This window comes from Pseudovibrio sp. SCP20, assembly GCF_057774105.1.
The window spans coordinates 1,657,363-1,678,778 of record NZ_JBYMDH010000001.1 but is presented as its reverse complement, the minus strand read 5'-3'; the positions used below and the strand labels follow the sequence as shown (position 1 = coordinate 1,678,778).

The 21,416-nt window shown below is 52.2% G+C and carries 20 protein-coding genes; 14 read left to right on the top strand and 6 right to left on the bottom strand.

The annotated features are described in order from the left end of the window. The first annotated feature begins 666 nt into the window (after nt 1-666). Nucleotides 667-1,800: a choloylglycine hydrolase family protein gene (locus AC3CB2_RS07355; protein WP_352929624.1), complete on the top strand. Its 1,134-nt coding sequence runs from the start codon at nt 667-669 to the stop codon at nt 1,798-1,800. 165 nt (nt 1,801-1,965) lie between these two features. Continuing rightward, on the top strand, nt 1,966-2,388 hold the full coding sequence (locus AC3CB2_RS07350) for a DUF423 domain-containing protein (protein WP_352929626.1): 423 nt from the start codon (nt 1,966-1,968) through the stop codon (nt 2,386-2,388). Nucleotides 2,389-2,455: 67 nt separating this feature from the next. Here the strand turns inward: AC3CB2_RS07350 and AC3CB2_RS07345 are convergent, their stop codons facing one another. Then, a complete protein-coding gene (locus tag AC3CB2_RS07345; RefSeq protein WP_352929629.1) occupies nt 2,456-4,504 on the bottom strand; it encodes a M3 family metallopeptidase in 2,049 nt (682 codons plus the stop codon). A 210-nt stretch (nt 4,505-4,714) separates the two neighbouring features. After that, nucleotides 4,715-5,269, bottom strand: coding sequence for a CAP domain-containing protein (locus AC3CB2_RS07340; RefSeq protein ID WP_208608997.1), 555 nt, complete (start codon nt 5,267-5,269; stop codon nt 4,715-4,717). A 314-nt stretch (nt 5,270-5,583) separates the two neighbouring features. Here AC3CB2_RS07340 and AC3CB2_RS07335 point away from each other — a divergent pair, with 314 nt between their 5' ends. The 9 genes from AC3CB2_RS07335 to AC3CB2_RS07295 all read left to right on the top strand — a co-directional run bounded on the left by AC3CB2_RS07335 (nt 5,584) and on the right by AC3CB2_RS07295 (nt 15,317). Then, the gene (locus tag AC3CB2_RS07335; RefSeq protein ID WP_352929632.1) at nt 5,584-7,329 is read left to right on the top strand and encodes an ArnT family glycosyltransferase; all 1,746 of its coding nucleotides are present in this window, start codon (nt 5,584-5,586) and stop codon (nt 7,327-7,329) included. Next, the gene (locus AC3CB2_RS07330; RefSeq protein WP_352929635.1) at nt 7,326-8,384 is read left to right on the top strand and encodes a phosphatase PAP2 family protein; all 1,059 of its coding nucleotides are present in this window, start codon (nt 7,326-7,328) and stop codon (nt 8,382-8,384) included. Before AC3CB2_RS07335 ends, AC3CB2_RS07330 begins: the two co-directional genes overlap by 4 nt. Nucleotides 8,385-8,436: 52 nt before the next feature. Continuing rightward, nucleotides 8,437-9,213 (top strand): glycosyltransferase family 2 protein, encoded by a 777-nt coding sequence (locus tag AC3CB2_RS07325; protein ID WP_352929638.1) that lies wholly within the window; start codon nt 8,437-8,439, stop codon nt 9,211-9,213. Beyond that, nucleotides 9,213-9,530, top strand: a complete 318-nt coding sequence (locus AC3CB2_RS07320; RefSeq protein WP_008546501.1) for a lipid-A-disaccharide synthase N-terminal domain-containing protein — start codon at nt 9,213-9,215, stop codon at nt 9,528-9,530. Before AC3CB2_RS07325 ends, AC3CB2_RS07320 begins: the two co-directional genes overlap by 1 nt. A 578-nt stretch (nt 9,531-10,108) precedes the next feature. Then, nucleotides 10,109-11,131, top strand: a complete 1,023-nt coding sequence (locus AC3CB2_RS07315) for an amino acid ABC transporter substrate-binding protein (RefSeq protein ID WP_083416974.1) — start codon at nt 10,109-10,111, stop codon at nt 11,129-11,131. 85 nt (nt 11,132-11,216) lie between these two features. Continuing rightward, nucleotides 11,217-12,419 carry an amino acid ABC transporter permease gene (locus AC3CB2_RS07310; RefSeq protein ID WP_014286012.1) on the top strand — a complete coding sequence of 401 codons (1,203 nt, stop codon included), beginning with the start codon at nt 11,217-11,219 and terminating at the stop codon, nt 12,417-12,419. 1 nt (nt 12,420) lies between these two features. Further along, a complete protein-coding gene (locus AC3CB2_RS07305; RefSeq protein WP_008546704.1) occupies nt 12,421-13,539 on the top strand; it encodes an amino acid ABC transporter permease in 1,119 nt (372 codons plus the stop codon). 37 nt (nt 13,540-13,576) lie between these two features. Beyond that, complete coding sequence (locus AC3CB2_RS07300) at nt 13,577-14,377, top strand: amino acid ABC transporter ATP-binding protein (protein ID WP_008546717.1); 801 nt, start codon at nt 13,577-13,579, stop codon at nt 14,375-14,377. Nucleotides 14,378-14,513: 136 nt separating this feature from the next. Beyond that, nucleotides 14,514-15,317 carry a hypothetical protein gene (locus AC3CB2_RS07295; protein ID WP_352929644.1) on the top strand — a complete coding sequence of 268 codons (804 nt, stop codon included), beginning with the start codon at nt 14,514-14,516 and terminating at the stop codon, nt 15,315-15,317. Nucleotides 15,318-15,350: 33 nt separating this feature from the next. Here AC3CB2_RS07295 and AC3CB2_RS07290 read toward each other — a convergent pair whose 3' ends face one another. Next, a complete protein-coding gene (locus tag AC3CB2_RS07290) occupies nt 15,351-16,466 on the bottom strand; it encodes a trypsin-like serine peptidase (protein ID WP_352929647.1) in 1,116 nt (371 codons plus the stop codon). A 97-nt stretch (nt 16,467-16,563) separates the two neighbouring features. On the opposite strand from AC3CB2_RS07290, the gene AC3CB2_RS07285 reads away from it, so the two are divergent. Next, nucleotides 16,564-17,592: a hypothetical protein gene (locus AC3CB2_RS07285; RefSeq protein WP_352929650.1), complete on the top strand. Its 1,029-nt coding sequence runs from the start codon at nt 16,564-16,566 to the stop codon at nt 17,590-17,592. 99 nt (nt 17,593-17,691) lie between these two features. Here the strand turns inward: AC3CB2_RS07285 and AC3CB2_RS07280 are convergent, their stop codons facing one another. After that, nucleotides 17,692-18,309, bottom strand: coding sequence for a TetR/AcrR family transcriptional regulator (locus AC3CB2_RS07280; RefSeq protein WP_352929653.1), 618 nt, complete (start codon nt 18,307-18,309; stop codon nt 17,692-17,694). An 87-nt stretch (nt 18,310-18,396) separates the two neighbouring features. On the opposite strand from AC3CB2_RS07280, the gene AC3CB2_RS07275 reads away from it, so the two are divergent. Beyond that, nucleotides 18,397-19,200, top strand: coding sequence for an HD domain-containing protein (locus AC3CB2_RS07275; protein ID WP_352929656.1), 804 nt, complete (start codon nt 18,397-18,399; stop codon nt 19,198-19,200). 6 nt (nt 19,201-19,206) lie between these two features. Here AC3CB2_RS07275 and AC3CB2_RS07270 read toward each other — a convergent pair whose 3' ends face one another. Next, a complete protein-coding gene (locus AC3CB2_RS07270) occupies nt 19,207-19,794 on the bottom strand; it encodes a TetR/AcrR family transcriptional regulator (RefSeq protein WP_352929659.1) in 588 nt (195 codons plus the stop codon). Between the two features lie 100 nt (nt 19,795-19,894). Here AC3CB2_RS07270 and AC3CB2_RS07265 point away from each other — a divergent pair, with 100 nt between their 5' ends. Further along, nucleotides 19,895-20,509: an NAD(P)H-dependent oxidoreductase gene (locus AC3CB2_RS07265; RefSeq protein WP_352929662.1), complete on the top strand. Its 615-nt coding sequence runs from the start codon at nt 19,895-19,897 to the stop codon at nt 20,507-20,509. Between the two features lie 61 nt (nt 20,510-20,570). Here the strand turns inward: AC3CB2_RS07265 and sseA are convergent, their stop codons facing one another. Beyond that, nucleotides 20,571-21,416: a 3-mercaptopyruvate sulfurtransferase gene (gene sseA / locus AC3CB2_RS07260; RefSeq protein ID WP_352929665.1), complete on the bottom strand. Its 846-nt coding sequence runs from the start codon at nt 21,414-21,416 to the stop codon at nt 20,571-20,573.

Below are 21,416 nucleotides of genomic sequence, written 5' to 3'. Positions count from 1 at the left end.
TTCAGCGAACTTATCCCCCTTTCTGAAAATGCCTGCATACTGAGTTGCAGGTTCATGCGAACGGGCAGCTTGTGGGAACGCCCCTCAGGCTGGTGTGAGCCGGGCGGGGCTACTGGGTGAGGTAACGTATCATCCAGCGGGTTCGTGGAGGTTCCCCTTTCACCAACAGTGTTGAGGGATAGCGGATGTCCGGCCAGACCAGAGGGCGCCAGCACTGAGACCTGAGGCTTTCCAACCGCTTCAGGTCTTCCAAGTGTCTTTTGGATCCTGGCCTTAGCCTCCTGCAAAAACGCCCGGGCAAGGCGACAGCCGATGCTGAAGACTCACTAATTTACCATATGCGCAGGCATTGCCTGTCGCCTTGCTCATCCCAATCTTTGGGAATTCTGGCTCAACGCTGCATGGCAGACCATGCGGTGCTCCTTGTGTTGCCTCACCGTATGGAGGTTGCAGTGCTGTCGTGTGAACTTGGGTGGACTCAAAGCAGATCGTTCTTAAGCTGAAACAGCTGAGTTGGTTTTGATCTTTCTGCCTAGCAGCGATGAGTGGTTTGAAACTCAGAGTGAAAGCTCTTGCTAAGCCTCGCTTCAATCTGATGCAGGCGTTATGCATTTTTTGGAGAACACTGAGGACGATGCCCATGCAAAAGCAAAAAAGGAGCTTAGCATGCCATCTTTGTTTTCAAGACTGCAGCGCGTTGTGCTGACTGGATTGTGTTCAACTGCCCTTTTGATTTCACCTGTTGTCGGTTCATCCGCTTGCACCAGTTTTGTGGTGACGGCCAAAGATGATAGCCGTGTGTATGGGCGGACGATGGAGTTTGGATTTGAAACTGAATCGACCGTTTCTCTCATCCCACGAAACTATAAAATCACCAGTGCAGGTATTCTGGAGGATGGCAAAGAGTGGGAGGGGACGAGCTGGACAAGCAAGTATGCTGTCATTGGAATGGATATCAGAGGAGAGCAGACTGCGATTGTTGATGGCGTAAATGAAGCCGGGCTTGCCGCTGGTGCTCTCTACTTCCCTGGTTTTGCTAAGTATTCTGAAGCAACATCAAGCGGAGCTGATGGAGAGCTTGCGCCGATTAACTTCCTGGTTTGGGTGCTTTCGCAGTTTGAGACTGTTGAAGAGGTGAAAGAGGCCGTCAAGTCAGTCAAGCTGGTCGACATTGAATTTAAGGTTCTTGGAGAGATACCACCGCTCCATTTCACCATTCATGACCGTTCTGGGAAATCTATTGTGATTGAGCCAGTGGATGATGGCTTGAAGATTTATGACAATGAACTGGGTGTCATGACCAACTCACCGCAGTTCGATTGGCACATGACTAACCTGCGCAACTATGTGAACTTAACGCCCATCAATACAGCCGCGAAAAAGTTCCCTGAAGGTGAGCTGTCTCCATTGGGTCAAGGTTCGGGGATGTTAGGTGTGCCGGGTGATGTAACACCGCCATCACGTTTTGTGAGAGTGACCACCTATGTCAACAGTGCGGAGGTTAAAGACACCTCAAAAGAGAACCTGAATGTTGCCGGTCATATTTTGAATAACTTCGACATCCCTAAGGGCTTTGCGCGTGATAGTGATCCTGATGCGGGAGCTGATGATGGCCCGGACTACACCCAGTGGTCTGTTATGGCTGATTTGAATGAAGCCACATATTATGTGCGTGCGTTGGATGCCATGAACTTCAACTCCGTGACCTTTGATGATTTTGATGTGAATGGCACAGAAGCGACCAGTTTGAAACCAATGGTGTCAGATCCATTCAGTAATCTGGCAGATCTAGCGAAGTAACCTATGGAGGCTGTTGAGGCCGGTCCTTTGCAGCCTTCCTTCGCATTGCAATTTAAATCCGTTTGCTGAAGGTTTTGCAATTTTTGATGGTTATCCTATATGCAGTTGATGCGTGTAAGTGTTTCGCGCAGTATGTGATTTGGAATAGGACATTAAGGAGCAGCCATGCCGGAGAGTGCAAGTGAAGCGGTGCCTGCAGAGCAGCCTCGCACCAAACTCGGACAAGGTCTTGGTCTTGGATTGGCGCTTGGTGGTTTTTGCGGTGTCATTGCGATCCTGAGCTCAGCTGCCAGCTCTCATGCGATAGATAATCAGTATCTGGGCATTATTTCTCAAATCTCCATGATGCATGCTGCCGCCTTTGTTGGGCTTGGTGTTGCACATGGCCTTACAAACTCCAAAGGCATTGCCTTTGCTATGTTGCTGCTGTTTGCCGGGGTTGGTCTGTTCTGTGGTGATCTTGCCCAGCGGTTGTTTGTTGGTGAGAAGCTGTTTGATTTTGCAGCACCAACAGGCGGGATGCTGATGATACTGGGATGGCTGTTTGTGTTCCTGACCGGCCTGAACAGGATGATGAGAGGCTCGTAGCCCATCACAGTAAAGGGCGAACCGATTGGTCCGCCCTTTTTTGATGTCTGGGTTTGGTAGTTGACGCCTAGTTGACCAGTCCACGGCCTTTCAGCAATGGATCAATGGATGGCATCTTGCCACGGAAGTCCATGTAGGCCTTTGCCGGATCCTGAGAGCCGCCAGCCGCATAGATGAACTTTTCCAGCTTGGCGGCTGTGTCCGGATCAAATGCATCGCCGGTTTCTTCGAATGCTTCGAACGCATCTGCATCCATGACCTCAGACCAGAGGTAGCTGTAGTAGCCTGCGGAGTATCCGTCCCCAGCAAAGGCATGAAGGAGGTGCGGGATACGGTGACGCATGATGATCTCTTTTGGCATACCGATGCCCTCTAAGATCTTCTTTTCCATCTGGGCCGGATCAAGATTGTCCAGCTCGTCTTCCTTATGGATCGCCATGTCGACAATAGCAGTTGCCAGATACTCGACAGTGGCAAAGCCCTGATTGAAGTTTGCTGCTGCCAGCAGGCGCTCCAGAAGCTCTTCTGGAATGACTTCGCCAGTTTGATAGTGACGGGCGAATTTCTTCAGGATCTCTGGTTGCGCCAGCCAGTGTTCGAAGAGCTGGGACGGCAGTTCCACAAAGTCGCGGGCTACGCTGGTGCCGGACACAAGCGGGTGGGTGACGTTGGACATGAGGCCGTGGAGGCCATGACCAAACTCGTGGAACAGCGTGCGTGCATCATCAAAGGTCAGGAGGGGTTGTTCGCCTTCTGGCGCTTTTGAGAAGTTCATCACGTTGACGATGATTGGACGGATATCGCCTTTCAGCTTTTGCTGAGAGCGGAAGGCACTCATCCAAGCACCGGAGCGCTTGGATGCGCGGGCAAAGTAGTCGCCGATAAAGATGCCGAGGTGATTACCGTTCTTATCAAAGACCTCAAAGACACGCACATCGGGATGATAAACATCCTGTCCCTGCAGTTCCTTGAAGGTGAGTCCAAACAGACGGGTTGCGGTGTAGAAGGCTGCATCGATCATCTGATCCAGCTGGAAGTACGGTTTGATTTCCGCTTCATCCAGATCATGCTTGGCGCTGCGCACTTTCTCAGAGTAATAGCGCCAGTCCCATGGAGCGATCTCGATGTTATCGCCTTCGGACTGTGCCATGTCCTGCAGATCGGCAGCTTCTTCCAGTGCTCGTGCTTTGGCCGGGCCCCAGACGTTGGTGAGCAGGTCATCGACTGCGCCGGTGGTCTTGGCCATCACATCATCGAGCTTGAAGGCGGCAAAGCTTTCAAAACCCAAAAGCTTAGCCTTTTCGTTCCGCAGTTGCACGGTCTCGCGCACGATAGCAGAGTTGTTGGTTTCGCCTGCATTGTCACCGCGCTTCGCCCATGCGTTGAAAGCTTCTTCGCGCAGGTCACGGCGTTTGGAGAATTGCAGGAATGGCTCAATGGAGGAACGGGAGAGGGTGATGGCGTACTTGCCTGATTCACCGCGCTCTTCAGCTGCAGCACTAGCAGCTTTGACGAGGAACTCAGGTAGACCTTCCAGATCGCTCTCATCCTCCAGAACCAGCTTATAGGAGGCTTCATCAGCCAGAACGTTCTGCGCAAAGCTGGTGCCCAGCGTGGCAAGGCGTTCATTAATCTCCGCAATGCGGGACTTGCCGGTCTCATCAAGGCCAGCACCTGCGCGGTGGAAGATGGAGTAGTAACGTTCCAGCACACGGTCCTGCTCAGGTGTCAGGCCGAGTGCGTCTTTCTTCGCCATCAGCGTCTCAACGCGCTTGAAGAGCGCCGGGTTGAGGAGTTTTTTGGTGTTATAGGCAGCCAGTTTGGGAGAAACGCTGCGCTCAACTTGCTGCAGGGTTTCGTTGGTATCAGCCGAGGAGAGGTTGAAGAACACGCTTGCGACTTGCTCGAGGGCTTCTTCTGCCAGCTCCAGAGCTGCGATGGTGTTTTCAAATGTCGGTTCTTCAGGATTTTGAGCAATGCGATGGATATTGTCTTCGCCTGCCTTAAAGGCTTCTTCAAAAGCACCCTCAAAGTCTTCCGGCTTGATCTGTGAGAACGGCGGAAGTCCAAACGGGGTTTTCCAATCTTGCAGAAGAACCTTTGCGGTCTCGCTCATATTCAATCTCCGATGAAACGTAAAAGCGTCTTACTCTTTCTGAAATGCAGAAAGAGTCAAACAGCTGTCACTCATAAATGGTCGCAAATGCCTGCGGGAAGGATGCCTCGTGCAGGAATAGGCGGTAGAGATCTGAATATGGGTGCTAACAGGACTTGCGTAAAGGAAGGGCGGAGAAAAATCCCCCGCGCAGTTCCTGTTTGCGGGGCTCTATTGAACAGGGAACGGTAGAGAGACCGTGGTAAAGCCAGTCGCAGTGACGGGTTTCTGAGGAGCGGCCAGGGTCATCACCCAGAAGTTCCTGTAGGTGCCGTCTGTCCTGTTAGTGCGCGCAATGCCCATGTGGGTGACGTGCTTGTTGAGCAGGTTCTTGTTGTGATCCGGGGAGGTTTTCCATCCGGTCATTGCCGCTGAAATGTTGGCGTAGCCAGCGCCGAGGTTCTCAGCTCCTGCATAGGATTTGTAGCCATTGGACTGGGTTCGACTGAGCAGGCTGGAGGAAGAATGACGCCGTGTCTTCAGGGAATCCAGGCTGGCGATGTGGTCTGCCATATCCTGCGAAACTTCCGTGAGATGCGGATCGAGCTTGATTGGGGGTAGGGCGTGTTTGGCACGCCATGCGTTGGTCTGGCGCAGAGCTTCTTGTTTGTTGATTGCGATGTGCTGCAGCTCAACGTCTTCCGCACTATCGATACCCAGACTTGCACAGCCAGACAGCATTGCAGCCAGCAGCAGGGCTGCAGTTCCCTTAAATTCCAATGTCACGCGCTTTTCCCGAAATGCCCGATTAGTCGAATTCATTTTAGGGCGGAATTTGGGCCGAAACTGTACTGCCCAGGATTAATCCACGTAATTCCCAGTTTCATTTGGTCTCGGCCAATCCGAAGAGGCTGAGAGCCTGCGTTTCAGGTCGTCTTCAGCTTCCAAACCAACGGTGCAGTCCAAGCATTGGATGGTGCAAGTATTGAGTGAGGAGTTTTGGGGAATGGGTTCTAGATGATGTGCTGCTTATTGTTTCGGGGGAGCATTTTGCTCTTAGCTCCGTTTTTCCCGAGAGCGTGGAGGGCAGCAGGGCGGTTATGTCTGCGCAAATGAATCTTGCAGTACCCATGGATGGTAACGAAGCTGGATCGTCCGAGCCCATAGCATGGTGGCTTCGCATTGTTGGGCGTGACTGGCTGGCACCCTTTGTTTTGCTGGTTGTGTGTTTATGTCTTTATCTACCGGGTCTAACGTCTGTTCCACCCTTGGACCGTGATGAGCCTCGATTTGCGCAGGCTTCAAAGCAAATGATGGAGACGGGCAATTATGTATCCATTCATTTTCAGGAGCTTGCGCGCAATAAGAAGCCCATAGGCATCTATTGGGCTCAGGTGGGTGTGGCCAAGCTTCTGGGATATGGAGAGACCGCGCCAATCTGGGTTTATCGAGTACCCTCCGTTCTTGGGGCGATAGCCGCAGTCTTGCTGAGTTACTGGACAGCACGTGCCTTTTTCAGGGAACAAGAGAGTTTTATTGCGGCGTTGCTGGTCGCTCTGGCTCTCATCTTAAATGTTGAAGCACATTTAGCGAAAACGGATGCAGTGCTGCTGGCTTGTGTGATGCTCTCACAAGGAGCGTTGGCGCGGATATGGCTTGCTCAACAACGATCAGCGGTGTGGTCGTCGGCTTTGTTATTCTGGTTGGGACTGGCGCTGGGCACCCTGATCAAAGGCCCAATCATTCTCATGGTCAGCGGTTTGACGGTTTTGTCTTTATGCCTTTGGGAGCGAAAGGTTTTCTGGCTACGAGGGCTGGCGCCGATTACGGGCATGCTGCTGTTTCTTGCGCTGGTCTCGCCGTGGTTGGTGGCTATCTACATTGAGACTGACGGTGCCTTCTTCAGGGATGCACTAGGTGGAGATCTGTGGGGCAAAGTAGGGACTGGACGGGAGTCTCATGGGGCTCCGCCGCTGACGCATCTGTTAATCAGTTTCATTATTTTCTGGCCAATCCCTTCTTTTCTCCTTGTGACTTTCAAAGGGATTAGGCAAGAATTGAATAAATTTTGTTATAGATTCTTGTTGTGTTGGCTGATCCCGTCGTGGGTCGTGTTTGAATTGGTTTCAACAAAGCTGCCTCATTACACTTTGCCCATGATGCCTGTTCTGGCGTTGCTGGTGGCAGGCGTGGTGATGGCAGATAGAGCAGCGAGTGCCGGTGTTGGCTGGCGATTTGCTTCTGCTGCTTTGTTTTTGCTGGTGCCGCTGGGCATCGCGATTGCCGTTGTTGTCGGACCTTTGCTGCTTGATCTATGGCCGTCTCCGCCCGGTGTTGTGTTGTGTGGGCTGGCTGTCATTGCTGCGTTATCAGCCACTTCTAAGCTGTTTGAAGGAAAGCTTGTTTCTGTATTGCCAAGTGCAAGTGTTTCCGCAGTGCTGATGTTCGTTGGCTTCTGGGCATTTTCAGGCCCGGCATTGTCAACAATCTGGATTTCCTCGCGTCTGGTGGAGGCGATTGAGCAGCTTCCGGGGTGTGAGCGGAAAGAGATAGCTACAGCAGGTTTCTATGAGCCCAGCTTCGTATTTTTGCAGGGCACGCAAACAAAGCTACTTGGCGCAGAAGCTGCAGCGCGTTTTCTGGCCAATGGAGGGCAGGAGACGGGCGTGTCCTCCGGGACCTGCAGAATTGTGCTGGTAGAAGGACGGCAGCTGGATCGGTTTGATGCAGAAGCTCTTCGGTTGGGGATGAAGGCTTCAGAGGTATCAAGCGTATCCGGCCTGAATATCAATGGCGGTAAAACATTGCTGGTACATATTTTTTCTGCGGGTGGGGCGGCGCAATGATTGATGACGGCTCCATAGACATTTTAGAGCGCCCTGTACGGGAAAAACAGAGAAACGAACAACAGGCTGATCTGGACCGTGATGCTGTCGATGCTGAGTGGGAAGAGCGGCAGACAGAAACTGAAGGCAGTCGTGAGGAAGGTGAACAGACCAAGCAGTCTTTCTTCCATCGGCTGCGCGCTTTAATGCAGGTTGCTGGTGGCAACGCGCGGATGCAGTTGAAGCAGGTGCGAGCGATTATGCGTAATCGAAAGAAGCGAAGTGTCGGAGATACAACCGCTTTGCCGCCTCTCGTCAAACCTCAGAATATTGCAGCATTGCTTATTGCGCTTTGCGGATTGGCTATGGTTTTCCTTGATCACAGCAGTCCGATCTGGGCGCGGCAACTGCCTGTTGCCTACCATGATATTTTTGAAGTGATTACCGATGTAGGTAAGTCTGATTGGGTTCTCATTCCGACAGGACTATGGATTCTAGCAATGATTTTTGGAGGCTGGCAGCCCCGTGCGTTTCGTAGAAAGATGGCAGTGTCGTATTTGACGATATACGGGAGTTATCTGTTCTTTGTTGTCGCTGCGAGCGGGTTGCTTGCCATTGCTTTGAAATGGAATATTGGGCGAGCAAGGCCGACTTTGTTTGATGAAACGGGGCCGTTGTATTTCGACTTTTTTGCATGGGAAGCAAAGCTTTCTAGCCTTCCAAGCGGACATTCGACAACAGCTGGTGCTCTCATCGTCGCTCTGGCGCTGATTGCACCGAGGCTGCGGTGGTTGCTTGCCGTGTTGGGGCTTTGGATTGCTGCAAGTCGAGTGATTGTTGGTGCCCATTATCCGAGTGATGTGGTGGCTGGTATCATCATTGGCGGAGCATTTTCTTATTGCTGTGCGCGATGGATGGCGCGTCGGCGACTTGGGTTTGCCTTCGATAGCAAAGGTGGTGTGCAGCCCATCATGAGCAGTTTCTCAGCTTCAATATGCTTGCGGAACTGGCGTGCAGCGCGATCTGGCAGTTCTTCTCCCGTACAAGAACAATCGGAGACACTCCGGGCTAACTAGGTTTTTATCCCTGGCCTGAACGGAGTTCCGTCTCAGGGTAGGGGTAGCTGAAATGACCAAGAGTGCCGCTGTACAGAAAATCGACGTAAGCGTCGTTATCCCTGCGAAGAATGAGAGAGATAATCTTCCTCCGCTTTTGGATGAGATTGCTGAAGCTCTGAAAGAGTATCGGTTTGAAGCGGTCGTTGTTGATGATGGGTCGACTGACGACAGTCTTGATGTGCTCCAGCAATATGCGGAGAAAAACTGTTACTTACGGGTGATCCATCATAAGCGGTCTGGTGGGCAGAGTTGTTCTGTTCGAACCGGGCTGCTTCATGCGCGTGGCACTTATGTGGCTACGATTGATGGGGACGGGCAGAACAATCCTATCTACTACCGGGAGATGCTTGCCGCGATGGAAAAGGGTGGTGAGCGTGTGGGGCTTGCTGCTGGACAGCGGCTGGGTCGTAAGGCCAGTGTTTTCAAGCGCTATGCGTCCAAAGCTGCCAACAAACTGCGTGGGGCGATTCTGAAAGACAACACGCGTGACAGCGGATGTGGTCTGAAGCTGCTTCGCCGGGATGTGTTTTTGAAGCTCCCATACTTTGACAGTTGGCATCGTTTCCTGCCAGCCCTTGTAATCCGTGAGGGATATGACGTTGTTCATGTGGATGTAGTGGACCGGGAGCGTGAGCACGGTGTTTCCAAATATGGGATCTTCGATCGGGCGCTGGTGGGTGTATTGGATCTCTTTGGCGTGTGGTGGTTGCGCCGTCGCCGGAAAGTTATTCCCGAAGTGGTGATGGTGACTGAGTCGGATAAGTCTCCAGCGAAGGAGGCACATTGATGCTGGCTGGTCTTTATGAATGGGTTTACGACGTCTTTGTAGCCCAGTGGGACTTTTGGGTTCTTTGGGGGTTTGTGGCGCAGTTCATGTTTATGATGCGCTTCATGATCCAATGGATTGCTTCTGAGCGGGTGGGACGTTCCATCGTCCCAGTGGCCTTTTGGTTCTTTTCTATCGGAGGCGGATCGCTGCTTCTGACTTACGCAATCGTCAAGAAGGATCCTGTTTTTATTGCGGGACAAGGCCTCGGTTTGATCATTTATTTCCGAAATCTATGGCTTATCTACAAGGAAAAACGCCAGGATCCGAATTTCTAGGCGATTTATCCGCAATAAATGCAACCAGAATGCAATTAAATTGCTGAACGCTATTTGCCCATGGGGAAGATAGACTTCCTCGTGGGTTTTTCGTAAAATTGCGTATTATTTGTGCATATTGATTGTAAAGGTTAGTGTGAAATACGTATTTTTGAAGAAAATTGCTCCGAATTTGCGCTCAGTTTTCAAGGTTAGTTTTTTCATTGCGCTTGTAATCTAAGTAATATTTCCTCTCTATTTCAGTATTGTTTGGATTAATTTGTTTGTATGCGTATACGTAACTATATTTCTCGATTTTGATTAATGGTTAAATCGCATGCATTTGAGATATAATTTGCATAGAAACTTTGCAATCGTTGATGAATATCACCTCGTAGACTAACTTATTAATAAAAACCTCTTGACGTTTTTAGAGAAATATCATCGAATGCTTGATGAGGAGTGGTTGAAGCCAATAGGGGGGCTTTAAGGGCACGCGCTGACGTGTTTGTTTCGGATGTTTTCCTAGGAGAAAGGGAACAGCCTGCTACTTCCGGTGATGAATTTTAAAATTGGACAAAAAAAGAGGCTCCAATTCTATGAAAAAAATGATCCTTCCAGTTGCGCTGGGTGCAGCGTTCGCAGCGACTTCTTTGTCCGCAGCTTCCGCTGGCACTCTTGAAGACGTGCAAGAGCGCGGCAAACTGCGTTGTGCGGTTTCTACTGGTCTTGCAGGCTTTTCCTACACTGACGAAAACGGCAAGTGGCAGGGCTTCGACGTTGACTACTGCCGTGCGGTAGCTGCTGCTGTTCTGGGTGACGCGGATGCTGTTGAGTTCTCTCCAACCACTGGTAAGACCCGCTTTACTGCGCTGGCTTCCGGTGAGGTAGACATCCTGTCCCGTAACACCACCTGGACATTCTCCCGTGACGCTGACCTGAAGTTCACCTTCCTGGGTGTGAGCTATTACGACGGTCAGGGCTTCATGGTGAAGAAGTCCCTCGGCGTTGCTTCTGCTAAAGAGCTGGACGGTGCAACCGTTTGTATCCAGACCGGTACAACTACAGAGCTGAACCTGTCTGACTACTTCACAGCTGAAGGCATGTCTTACGAGCCACTGTCCATCGAGACAAACACTGAAGGTCGTGCAAACTACCTTGCAGATGCTTGTGACGTGTACACCACCGATGCTTCCGGTCTGGCTGCATCGCGCGCGACTTTCGAGAACGCAGACGACCACATCGTTCTGCCTGAAATCATCTCCAAAGAGCCACTCGGTCCGCTTGTCCGTCATGGCGACGATCAGTGGGCAGACATTGGCCGCTGGGTTCTGAACGCGCTGAAGATTGCTGAAGAAAAAGGCATCACCGCTGCGAATGCAGACGAAATGGCTGCGAACTCCAAAGACCCAGAAGTTCTGCGTCTGCTTGGTGCTTCCGGCGAAATGGGTGCATCCGTTGGTCTGGGTAACGACTTCGCTCTCGTAGCTATCAAAGCAGTTGGTAACTACGGTGAAGTGTTCGAGCGTCACCTCGGTACACAGACCAAAGTTAACCTTGCTCGTGGTCTGAATGCTATGTGGACTGAAGGTGGTCTGCAGTACGCACCTCCATTCCGTTGATCTGATCGAGATCTGACAAAAGGGGGCGCTGTTGCAGGATAACAGCGCCCTTTTTTCTAAGCATAATAAATAAGGCGGGCTACTTATGAGCACTTCAACCGTACCAGCCGATAATAGCTTCCAGTTGTCGCAACTGTGGCGAGATGCTCGATACAGATCCTATACGATCCAGATTATCGCGCTTGTCGTTGCTCTGTCAGTTGTGATGATGCTCATCAGCAATGCTGTCGAGAACCTCGAAGCACTTGGCAAAGATTTCAATTTCGGATTCTTATACGAACCAGCAGGCTATGACATTGGTCAGGTCCTGGTGAACTACACCTCCGCTTCCGGTCACTGGAAAGCGGCTCTTGTCGGCTTGCTCAACACGCTTCTGGTTGCGTTTCTTGCGTGTGTGACTGCGACTATCATCGGCGTATTTGTCGGTGTTCTGCGTCTCTCCAATAACTGGGTCGTTTCCCGTTTGATGGCGGTTTACATTGAAGGCGTTCGTAACGTACCGCTGCTGCTGCAAATTCTGGCTTGGTACGCTGTCTTCATTCACGTGTTTCCGACACCAAAGCAGGCTGTCAAAGCACCAGTTATTGAAGGGGCGGTTTATGCAACAAACCGTGGCTTCTACATTCCAGGACTGACGTTTGACGGTGGCTACCAGATTGTTGTTGCAGTCCTACTGGCTTCCATCGCGGGTATTTTTGTCTTCCGTCGTTGGGCGCGTCAGCGTCAGGAAGCAACTGGCCAGATTTTGCCAGTTGGCTATATCTCTCTGGCGATCCTGATTGTACCGACCGTGCTGGCTTACTTTGCTTCTGGCATGCCGATTGGTCTTGATTACCCTGTTGCTGGTCGCTTCAACCTGAAGGGTGGCCTGAAAGTTGGTACGCCGCTGATTGCTCTGTGGTTTGCGCTTTCCATCTACTCTGCTGCATTTGTTGCGGAGATTGTGCGCGCGGGTATTATGGCGATCAGTAAGGGGCAGACAGAAGCTGCTTATGCGCTTGGCCTTCGTCCAAGACGGACCATGAGCCTTGTTGTTCTGCCGCAGTCCCTGCGCATCATTATTCCGCCAATGATCTCCAACTACCTGAACATCACCAAGAACTCGTCTCTGGCGATTGCGGTTGGTTATATGGATCTGACGGGTACGCTCGGCGGTATTACGCTGAACCAGACCGGTCGTGAGATGGAATGTATGTTGCTGCTCATGGCAACGTATCTGCTGATTTCGCTAAGCATTTCAGCTGTGATGAACGTTTACAACGAATCCGTAAAGCTGAAGGGGCGCTAAGATGAGTGAAAACACTTTTGCCTATGTCGCGACCTCTGAAAAGCCTCAGTTGCCGCCTCCCCAGGGCACAACTGGTGCGGTTGGCTGGGCTCGTGAGAACCTGTTCTCCTCACCGCTGAACACTATTTTGACGCTGGTTTCCGTCTTTGTGGTGTTCTCGACGGTTCCTGGCATCTTTAACTGGGCGTTTGTCAATTCCGTGTGGAATGCAAACTCTCTGGATGAGTGCCGTGCGCTGACAGAAAATGGTGCGTGCTGGGCGGTTATTCGTGAGCGTTATCATCAGTTCCTGTTTGGCTTCTACCCAACTGAGCTGTACTGGCGTCCAATCTTGGCCTTCGTACTGCTGTTTGTGGCTCTGGTTCCTGCGCTTTGGGATGGCATGCCGAAGCGCGGTGCTGCGTTGATGGCCTCCATGACCTACCCATTTGTGGCGTTCTGGCTGATCTGGGGTGGTTTTGGTCTTGAACCAGTGTCCTCCACCAAGCTTGGTGGTCTGCTGCTGACCATGATCATTGGTGTTTCAGGTATCTCGTTCTCTCTGCCGATTGGTATTGTACTGGCGCTGTCCCGTAGCTCTAACCTGCCGATCGTGAAGTCACTGGCTGTGATCTTCATTGAATTCATCCGCGGTGTGCCGCTCATTACCCTTCTGTTTGTTGCGCACGTGCTGCTCAACTACTTCCTACCGAAGGGCGTGAACTTCGACATCGTGCTGCGTGTTGTCATTATGGTGACGCTGTTTGCCAGTGCTTACATGGCGGAGGTTATCCGTGGTGGTCTGGCGGCATTGCCTAAGGGACAGTACGAGGCTGCGGATGCGTTGGGGCTGAGTTATTGGCAGAGCATGCGTCTGATTATTCTGCCGCAAGCGCTGAAAATCTCCATCCCAGGAATCGTGAATACCTTTATCGGCCTGTTTAAGGACACCACTCTGGTGCTGATCATTGGCCTTATGGATCCTCTCGGACTGGTTGCGCCTACGCTTGCTGACCAACGTTGGAATGGTATCTTTGTGGAACTTTATGCGTTTATCGCGTTCATGTTCTTTATCTTCTGCTTTGCAATGTCCCGATATTCGATGTATTTGGAACGCAAACTGCATACCGGCCATCGCTAGTCGCCTGGTGCATGCCTAAAAATTCGGAGTTATAAAAATGAGTGACGTAAACCTCGCTGAAGATATCCAGGCGGACCGCTCTAAAATGCATGTATCCGATACCGATGTGGCTATCGAGATTACAGGTATGAACAAGTGGTACGGAGACTTCCACGTTCTGCGTGACATTAACCTAAAGGTTATGCGCGGCGAACGTATCGTTATCTGTGGCCCGTCCGGTTCTGGTAAATCCACCATGATCCGCTGCATCAACCGCCTTGAGGAACATCAGAAGGGCCGTATCGTTGTTGACGGTATCGAGCTGACTTCTGACCTTAAGAAGATTGATGAGATCCGCCGCGAAGTGGGTATGTGCTTCCAGCACTTCAACCTGTTCCCGCATCTGACCATTCTGGAGAACTGTACACTGGCTCCAATCTGGGTTCGCAAGATGCCAAAGAAGCAGGCTGAAGAGATTGCGATGCACTATCTTGAGCGCGTGAAGATCCCTGAGCAGGCCAACAAGTATCCTGGTCAGCTTTCCGGTGGTCAGCAGCAGCGTGTGGCGATTGCCCGTTCGCTCTGCATGAACCCGAAGGTCATGCTGTTTGATGAGCCAACCTCTGCGCTTGACCCTGAGATGATCAAGGAAGTGCTGGACGTGATGATCGGTCTGGCGGAAGAGGGCATGACCATGCTCTGCGTGACCCACGAAATGGGCTTTGCCCGGAAAGTGGCGAACCGCGTGATCTTCATGGATCAGGGCCAGATTGTTGAGCAGAATGAGCCAGAGCCATTCTTCACCAATCCGCAGCATGAGCGTACTCAGCTGTTCCTCTCCCAGATCCTCAACCACTGATCTGGTCAGAGTTCCAAATTCAAAGCCTCGCTGTTGAAGCGGGGCTTTTTTTGTTTTGTTCGCAGGCATCTTTCACAGCACAGGACCTGTCACGTCTTTCCTTGCAGAGCATTGCTCTCAACAAGGAAAAACAAAAATGGCAGACTTTGATCTTTATGCTGGTATCGTCCAGCATTCTCCTAAATCCTGTGGTGCTTACTGCGTGAACGCGGCTCTTGCACAACTTGGCTTTCTGCCCAAGGCAACAGACGTCAATACGCTCAATGCGGCTGATCTCACCAAAGGCTATGATGTCACAACTGATCCTGGACGCATCAATTTGTGGCGGCTGAGCCATCTTATTTATCATCGCTTGCAGATTGCTGAGGTGGTAACGACGCAGACCTACAAAGTTTCGGGGAATCTGGAACTTGATCTGACTGCCTCACCAAACCCGACCGCTCTTTATAAAGAGAACGATGGGACACTTGATTTGGAGAACAGTCCGTCGGGCATGGTTGCTGTTGCTAAAACTATTGCCCCGGGTTTGGCAAAGAACATTACTTATTACACCGCGTTCGGCAAAGCGCTGTTCAACAACTTCAAGGTTCTGAATGCAGCTGGTGGTTATCTCTTCAATCGTGAAGAAGACTTGATCCAGAATAAACTTAGTCAGACTGTGACGCAGTCTACTGTGACTAGCATTCCCTTCCAGACTAATCAGGTAAACCTCATTCTGGTGCAATATGCGGGTACCAGTACAATGCACTGGGTTGCTGGCACGCGTCATCTGACGGACACGGACAAGGCCATGATCTATGATCCGGCGACAGGTGATGTTCTTGAAATTGCGACCACCGGTAACTTCAAGCTGCAAACCAGCCCTTCCGCAAAGCCTGCCACAAAGATTGGTCCCAACTCCTATGAGTTTCCGGGCATCTGGATTCGGTTGGGTGCGTAATCTGCGTTCCTGCCACTAAATGATGCCGTGGAGCTACAAAGCCGATGCGCTTCTTACGGCGGCGCGCAGGCCTCGGCGGTGGGCGCCGGGGCTGCTCCAGGATTTTAGGAGGAAGTCTCGGATGTCGGCGTGGTGGGCTTTGGTGAACTGGGCGGCTTCCAGTGCGCTGACAATGCGGGAGGTACGGATGCCTTCGTTGGCGGCGTAGGCGATGAGGGATGGACTGCGGCGTGCTTGAGCTCGGGTAAGAGGATTGCCGTGTTTGTCCAGAATGGTGCCATCAGCGTTGGTTTGCGGTACGGCCATATGGTGGACGGCGACAACTTCCCAGCGGTTGTTGAAGACGGGAGAACCGGAGCTGCCTTTCTGTGTATCGCCCGAGTACCAGCAAAACATGTGTGCATCAGTTCCATTTTCAATATGCAGAAGGTGGTTGTTATGAACGACCACGGCTTTGTTGCGACCAAGGGGATGCTGAATGATATTAATCGGATCTCCTTTCTTGATTTTGCCTTGCTGGCGGATGAGGGCATGCCATCCGTAATGATCCAGTGGAATGAAGCCAGGATCTTCATCCACCACAGCCACCACTGCGATGTCCAGCTCCTCACTGGCCCAGAAAAAACGATCCGGATCGATGGAGCAGATCTTTGAAGGGGTTTGGTTGCCAATGCGGTTGGTCTCTGCGCCAAGCTCAAAGAAGTGGGCTTTGGCGTCTTCTGGCGTGCTGAGAACATGATGGTTGGTCATCATCAGGCCATGGCCTACCAGAAAGCCTGTGCCGAACCTCAGTCCTTCGACGTGCTCAATTCTGCCAACAGAACGAGCGGCATAGAGGCCGTACTCAAAAAACTCGATGGGGAGCAAATCGTTTTGCGTGCCGATCAGGGCTTCCTTGCCAATGCTGGTGAGGTCTGGCTTTTCTTCTTCAAAGATCGGGCTCTGAACGGGCGTGGTTTGACCTTCGGACATGGCCAGCGTGGCAGCGCGTTGATTGTAGAGGGCCAACCGTTCCTTGCTGTCTGTTTCTGCCTGAGTTCCTGCCAGAATTGCGCTGCGGGTCTTTTTTAATTCCCCGCTTCGGTCTCTTAGTCGTTGGGCTGCTTTTTCAAGTAATACACTGTTTAAATTCTGTAATTTAAGGGTCATGAAATGTACCTTTAAATTGTTATCTGCATATGGCAAGCTTAACCGTAAACTCACCTCTTGTGTAAAGTTTAATAGTTAATCGTAGAGGGGGAATACTATGAAAATTACATATGATGAGTTTTTGAAGTTAGCTCGTGATCCGAGTGTCCCTGAAGAACAACTGCTGAAATACTGCAGGGTTGTTCGGCATACGGGTGCATTCGACATACAGTTCCAAGTGAAACCGGAACTGGTGGAGATGACCGAGATTGATGAGGAGTTTGAGAATGCTCTTCAGATCGGTAACTGGGCCTCCCGCATTCGTCGGTACTGGCGCTTCAAAGAAGCCATGAAGGATCATCCTGAAAGGCCTATGCTGATCTCTGAAGGGGACAGCTGGTTCCAGTTTCCAATTATCATTGACGATGTGATTGATCATCTGAGCGAGCACTACAACATCTACTCGCTGGGTGCTGCGGGAGATACAGCGCAGAACATGGTCTACGGTCCGGACCGTGCCCGGCGGCGGGAATATCTCTCCGCGCTTTATGACTACAAGGACAAGGTCTCCGGCTTCCTGTTCTCAGCTGCCGGTAATGACATTATCGGCGAAGATCCGGATACGGGCGTTGCTGTTCTCTTTGATATTCTTCAGGACTTCAACGGCGATATCAACGATGTGGACGGACATATCAATCGCGCGGCCTTTGAGGAGAAGCTTGCTTTTCTGAAAGGGGCGTATGAGCGAGTGATCAGCGATATTCGCGGGGTTTCTGAGCTGCAGAACATGCCTGTGTTCGTGCATGGCTATGATTACGTGTTCCCTTACAAATGGCAGGGAGATACACGCGATCCGCTGCATGCGGCCAAGGATGAGTGGCTGGGAGAGCCGTTGTCTGACCGCAACATCCCGAGTGTGTTGGGGCGGAAGATCATCAGCGCCATGCTGGATGAGCTTTACACCATGCTGGATGGTCTGGCGGCTGCGGATGCCAATGTGATTGTGGTGGATTGCCGGGGTGCCATGCCGAACCTGACGGATTGGGTGGATGAGATCCACGGCACGTCTGATGGCTTTGCCAAGGTTGCGGGCCGGTTCAAGATGGCGATTGATCAGGCGCTGGTTGCTCATGGCGCCATGACCTAAACCAAGCAGGTGAGTTGACGTGAGAGCACCGGTGCTAAAAACCGGTGCTCTCTTTTTTGCCGATGGGGCGGCGTGTTGTGTGAGGTGTTCTTGTCGGCGCTAGGCGAGGATCTGAGAGATGCCTGCTTTGGCAGTGAGTTGCAGTTCCTCGCGCGAGGTGCCTGAGCGGGCACGTAGGGAAAGGCCGTTGAGCAGGCACCCCAGCAGGTTGCCGGTGATCTCGGCGTTTTGTCTTGGCTGGATTTTCTGATCTTTGATCGCGACTTCAACGGTTTCGCGCATGGACTGGTCGATGGTGTCGAGGACCATTCTCAGGACTTCCCTGATCTCCTCATCCGCACCGGCCTCTGCAGGGGCGGTGCAGGTGACAAAGCAGCCGAGCGGGCCACCGTCTTCCATGGAGGCTTCTGGCCGGTAAATCTCCATGGCTTTCATGAAGACCTTCTCAAGGCCTTTGGAGAGGTCTGGCTCGGAGAGGATGGCGTTTTCGGTGCGTTTGCCCATCATCTCTGCGAAATGCTGCAGACATTTTATGTACATGTCCTTCTTGGAGCCAAAGGCGGCATAAAGGCTTGGGCGGTTGATTCCAGTTTCCGCAGAGATCTGGTCCAGGCTGGTGGCAGAGAAGCCGTTTTCCCAGAAAATACGCTGCATTGTGGTTAGGGCGGTCTCTTTATCATAGAGGCGGGGGCGCCCGCGTGGTCGTGATGTACTCATTTATGTACTGCTTCGCATAAAAATATTGAGCTCTAAATATTGATGCGATACGGTACATAATTATTTTTGTAATTGGAAGAGTGCGTTATGTCTGGAACGGCAAAGGATTGTGGAGCCTCTGAGCGTGTGATGGGAAGCCTGAACTGGGGCCAGAGAACAGGTGCTTACAGCAAAGGGCGGATGACGCAGCTGGAGCATTTGAAGCTTGTTGGCAATCTGGTGCGCACGCAGCTGGTGGATCTGGGTGATACGGTGAAGGATCGGCTGGGTTTGCTGTCGCCGGTATCCGCAGAGCTGGAGGCGTTGTTGCCCTCAGAGACTTCATTGGTGCGCGATAGTCTGGATTTTGCGGCGGAGACCCATGATGTAAGGCTGTTGCACCACAGTTGGCGGACTTATCTGTTTGGGGTGCTGCTGGGTGAGTATGCAGGTGTGCCGTTTGATCGGGAATTGTTGTTCTCTGCTGCGATTTTGCATGACAGCGGGCTGATCAACAATCGCCAGACGCAAGTGCATGAGTGCTGCTTTGCGATTTCTGGGGCGGAAGTGGCGTGTAATCATCTTACCAGCTGCGGGCATGCCAGGAACACGGTGCACAAGGTGGGAGATGCGATTGCGCTGCATCTGAATGCCTATGTGTCGGCGCGTGCTCATGGAGGTGAGGCGTATCTGGTGAACCGGGGAGCCATGTGTGATCTGTTTGGTGCCGGGCATCGGCGGATGACGAAATCCAGCGTAGAGCAGATTATGCACAAGCACCCGCGGGACGGGGTGATTGAGGCGCTGGAGTTTGAAACTGCACACCATATGAAGGGCACGCGGCCCTATGTACTGACGAAACTCACAGGCGGCAAAATGCCTAAAACTGCGTTTGATGTGTACGGCGTGTAGCGCTGATCAGAGTACGAGGGAGAGCAGTTTGCCCACTTCGGTATGCTGCTCTTCCGTGGTTGGATACTCGCCGCAGACGCGGCTGATGGCGGCATGGATCATGAAGGCGCGCACGGAAACAGCGCCCAGTTTTGGATCCATGGTGCGGATGGATTTATCCTGCTGGCCTTTCTCGATGAAGCGCTGAAACAGCTTGTCGATGCCTCCGGCGACTTCGAGGAAGTTTTCCGCTCGACTGCCTTTTTCCCATCCTGCGACGTCGATGAAGATGCGCAGAAATTCTGGTTGTTTTTCAAAGTACTGCAGAATCTTCATGAGAGAGTGATTCAACTGCTCGCGGCCACTTGCTGAGCTTGCTTCAGCTTCCTCGTGCAGGGTATCCACGCAGGTTTTAAGCTCCTTCAAACCGATCTCTGCAAACAGGCCGAGCTTGTCCCCGAAGTGGGCGAAGAGCGTGCCTTTGGAGACATTGGCCTGCTCCGCGATGCTCTCTGTGCTGACCGCGTTGAAGTTGCCCTGATTGAACAGGTCCGTGGCGGCCACCAGAATGCGCTGGCGGGTTTCTTGTGCTCGTTTTTGTTTGCCCTGAAGCATGGTTCCCTCAAATTCAATAAAGTGACTATGGTCAAAAAATAAATTGACTCCAGTCATATTTTGAAAATAAATTGACCGCAGTCAAATAAATGGAGTTCCCATGACAAACCGAATTTTTGTGTTTAGCGGTCATCTCGGAGAAGATCGTCTCGGGCATGCTCTTGCTGAGGCCTATGCGGATGCTGCGCGCAAGGCGGGGGCAGAGGTTCGTGTGATGAACCTGAGTGCGATGGCGTTTGATGCGGGTTTGCGGTCTGGAGATTACAAAGGTGGACAGGGGCTGGAGCCGGATCTGGTTGCGTTTCAGGAGAACCTGACCTGGTGCACGCATTGGGTGCCTGTGTATCCGCTGTGGTGGGGCGGTATGCCGGGGGCGATGAAAGGGATGCTGGACCGTACTTTGCTGCCGGGGTTTGCGTTCCAGATTGTGGAGGGTGAAGAGCTGCCAGCGAAGCTGCTGAAAGGGCGGAGTGCCCGGGTGCTGATCACCAGTGATACCGCGTCGAACTACTACGATGAGCTCTATAATCGGGCTCACGACACAGTGATGGGACTGCAGATTCTCGATTTTGTCGGGTTTGAAAACCACAGCTTCCGCATGTTCTCACCGACTTATCTGTCAACTGAGGAAGAGCGTGCCGCATGGATTGCTGAGGCGGCTCAGCTGGGTGAGCAGGATGCGCTTGCCAAGCAGGAAGAGTTGACTGTCGCCTAAACAAAAGCCCTGCAGGTCAATGACTTGCAGGGCTTTCTTGCGAATGTGATTCTGGTTTAATTCAGGCTGGTTCGCTGATGACTTCTGTCTTTTCGCTGGAGCCCCATTCGGTCCAGGAACCGTCATAAAGCGCGTTTTTGCTAAAGCCGACCTGCTCCAGTGCCAGCGTGATAACGGCAGCGGTTACGCCGGAGCCGCAAGAGGTGATCACCGGGGTGGAAGCATCCACGCCGACCTGCTTGAAGATGTTCTGCAGGTCTTCCTTGGAGCGGAGTTTGCCTTCGTTCAGCAGCAGGCCGAATGGCAGGTTGAGAGCCCCTGGCATGTGACCGGCGCGAACGCCTTCGCGTGGCTCGGGTGCCAGACCTTTGAAGCGCTCTGGTGCGCGGGCGTCCAGAACAAGGTGGCTGTTGCTGTCCAGTGCGTCCTGCACTTCATCCAGATTGCGCACCATGTCGTGGTTGAGCATGGCTGTGAAGTGGCGCTCCAGACGGGTTGGAACTTCATCGGTGAGTGGGTAGCCTTCTTCTTTCCAGGCTGGCAGGCCGCCATCCAGAACGAAGACGCTTTCAACGCCAAAGGCGCGGAACATCCACCAGACGCGTGCGGCTGAGAAGATGCCTGCACCGTCATAGACCACGATGGTCTGGCCGTCGCCGATACCCATCTTGCGCATTTTGGATGAGAACACGTGTGGCTCCGGCATCATATGCGGAAGCGGGGAGCTCTGGTCGGAGACTTCATCAATGTCCATGAAGACAGCGCCGGGAATGTGCTCTTGCTCGTATTCCTTTTTGGCATTGCGCTCCATGGCAGGCAGGTACCAGGAGGCATCAATGATGACCACATCGGGTGCATCAAGGTGGTCCTTGAGCCAGCTTACTGAGACAATTGGATCCTGCGCCAT

Coding starts and splice junctions, on each gene's coding strand:
- AC3CB2_RS07310 (WP_014286012.1), top strand. CDS start 11,217: ATGAGCACTTCAACCGTACCAGCCGATAATAGCTTCCAGTTGTCGCAA.
- AC3CB2_RS07345 (WP_352929629.1), bottom strand. CDS start 4,504: ATGAGCGAGACCGCAAAGGTTCTTCTGCAAGATTGGAAAACCCCGTTT.
- AC3CB2_RS07290 (WP_352929647.1), bottom strand. CDS start 16,466: ATGACCCTTAAATTACAGAATTTAAACAGTGTATTACTTGAAAAAGCA.
- AC3CB2_RS07265 (WP_352929662.1), top strand. CDS start 19,895: ATGACAAACCGAATTTTTGTGTTTAGCGGTCATCTCGGAGAAGATCGT.
- AC3CB2_RS07305 (WP_008546704.1), top strand. CDS start 12,421: ATGAGTGAAAACACTTTTGCCTATGTCGCGACCTCTGAAAAGCCTCAG.
- AC3CB2_RS07320 (WP_008546501.1), top strand. CDS start 9,213: ATGCTGGCTGGTCTTTATGAATGGGTTTACGACGTCTTTGTAGCCCAG.
- AC3CB2_RS07325 (WP_352929638.1), top strand. CDS start 8,437: ATGACCAAGAGTGCCGCTGTACAGAAAATCGACGTAAGCGTCGTTATC.
- AC3CB2_RS07330 (WP_352929635.1), top strand. CDS start 7,326: ATGATTGATGACGGCTCCATAGACATTTTAGAGCGCCCTGTACGGGAA.
- AC3CB2_RS07350 (WP_352929626.1), top strand. CDS start 1,966: ATGCCGGAGAGTGCAAGTGAAGCGGTGCCTGCAGAGCAGCCTCGCACC.
- AC3CB2_RS07280 (WP_352929653.1), bottom strand. CDS start 18,309: ATGAGTACATCACGACCACGCGGGCGCCCCCGCCTCTATGATAAAGAG.
- AC3CB2_RS07270 (WP_352929659.1), bottom strand. CDS start 19,794: ATGCTTCAGGGCAAACAAAAACGAGCACAAGAAACCCGCCAGCGCATT.
- sseA (WP_352929665.1), bottom strand. CDS start 21,416: ATGGCGCAGGATCCAATTGTCTCAGTAAGCTGGCTCAAGGACCACCTT.
- AC3CB2_RS07295 (WP_352929644.1), top strand. CDS start 14,514: ATGGCAGACTTTGATCTTTATGCTGGTATCGTCCAGCATTCTCCTAAA.
- AC3CB2_RS07275 (WP_352929656.1), top strand. CDS start 18,397: ATGTCTGGAACGGCAAAGGATTGTGGAGCCTCTGAGCGTGTGATGGGA.
- AC3CB2_RS07300 (WP_008546717.1), top strand. CDS start 13,577: ATGAGTGACGTAAACCTCGCTGAAGATATCCAGGCGGACCGCTCTAAA.
- AC3CB2_RS07315 (WP_083416974.1), top strand. CDS start 10,109: ATGAAAAAAATGATCCTTCCAGTTGCGCTGGGTGCAGCGTTCGCAGCG.
- AC3CB2_RS07285 (WP_352929650.1), top strand. CDS start 16,564: ATGAAAATTACATATGATGAGTTTTTGAAGTTAGCTCGTGATCCGAGT.
- AC3CB2_RS07335 (WP_352929632.1), top strand. CDS start 5,584: ATGTCTGCGCAAATGAATCTTGCAGTACCCATGGATGGTAACGAAGCT.
- AC3CB2_RS07355 (WP_352929624.1), top strand. CDS start 667: ATGCCATCTTTGTTTTCAAGACTGCAGCGCGTTGTGCTGACTGGATTG.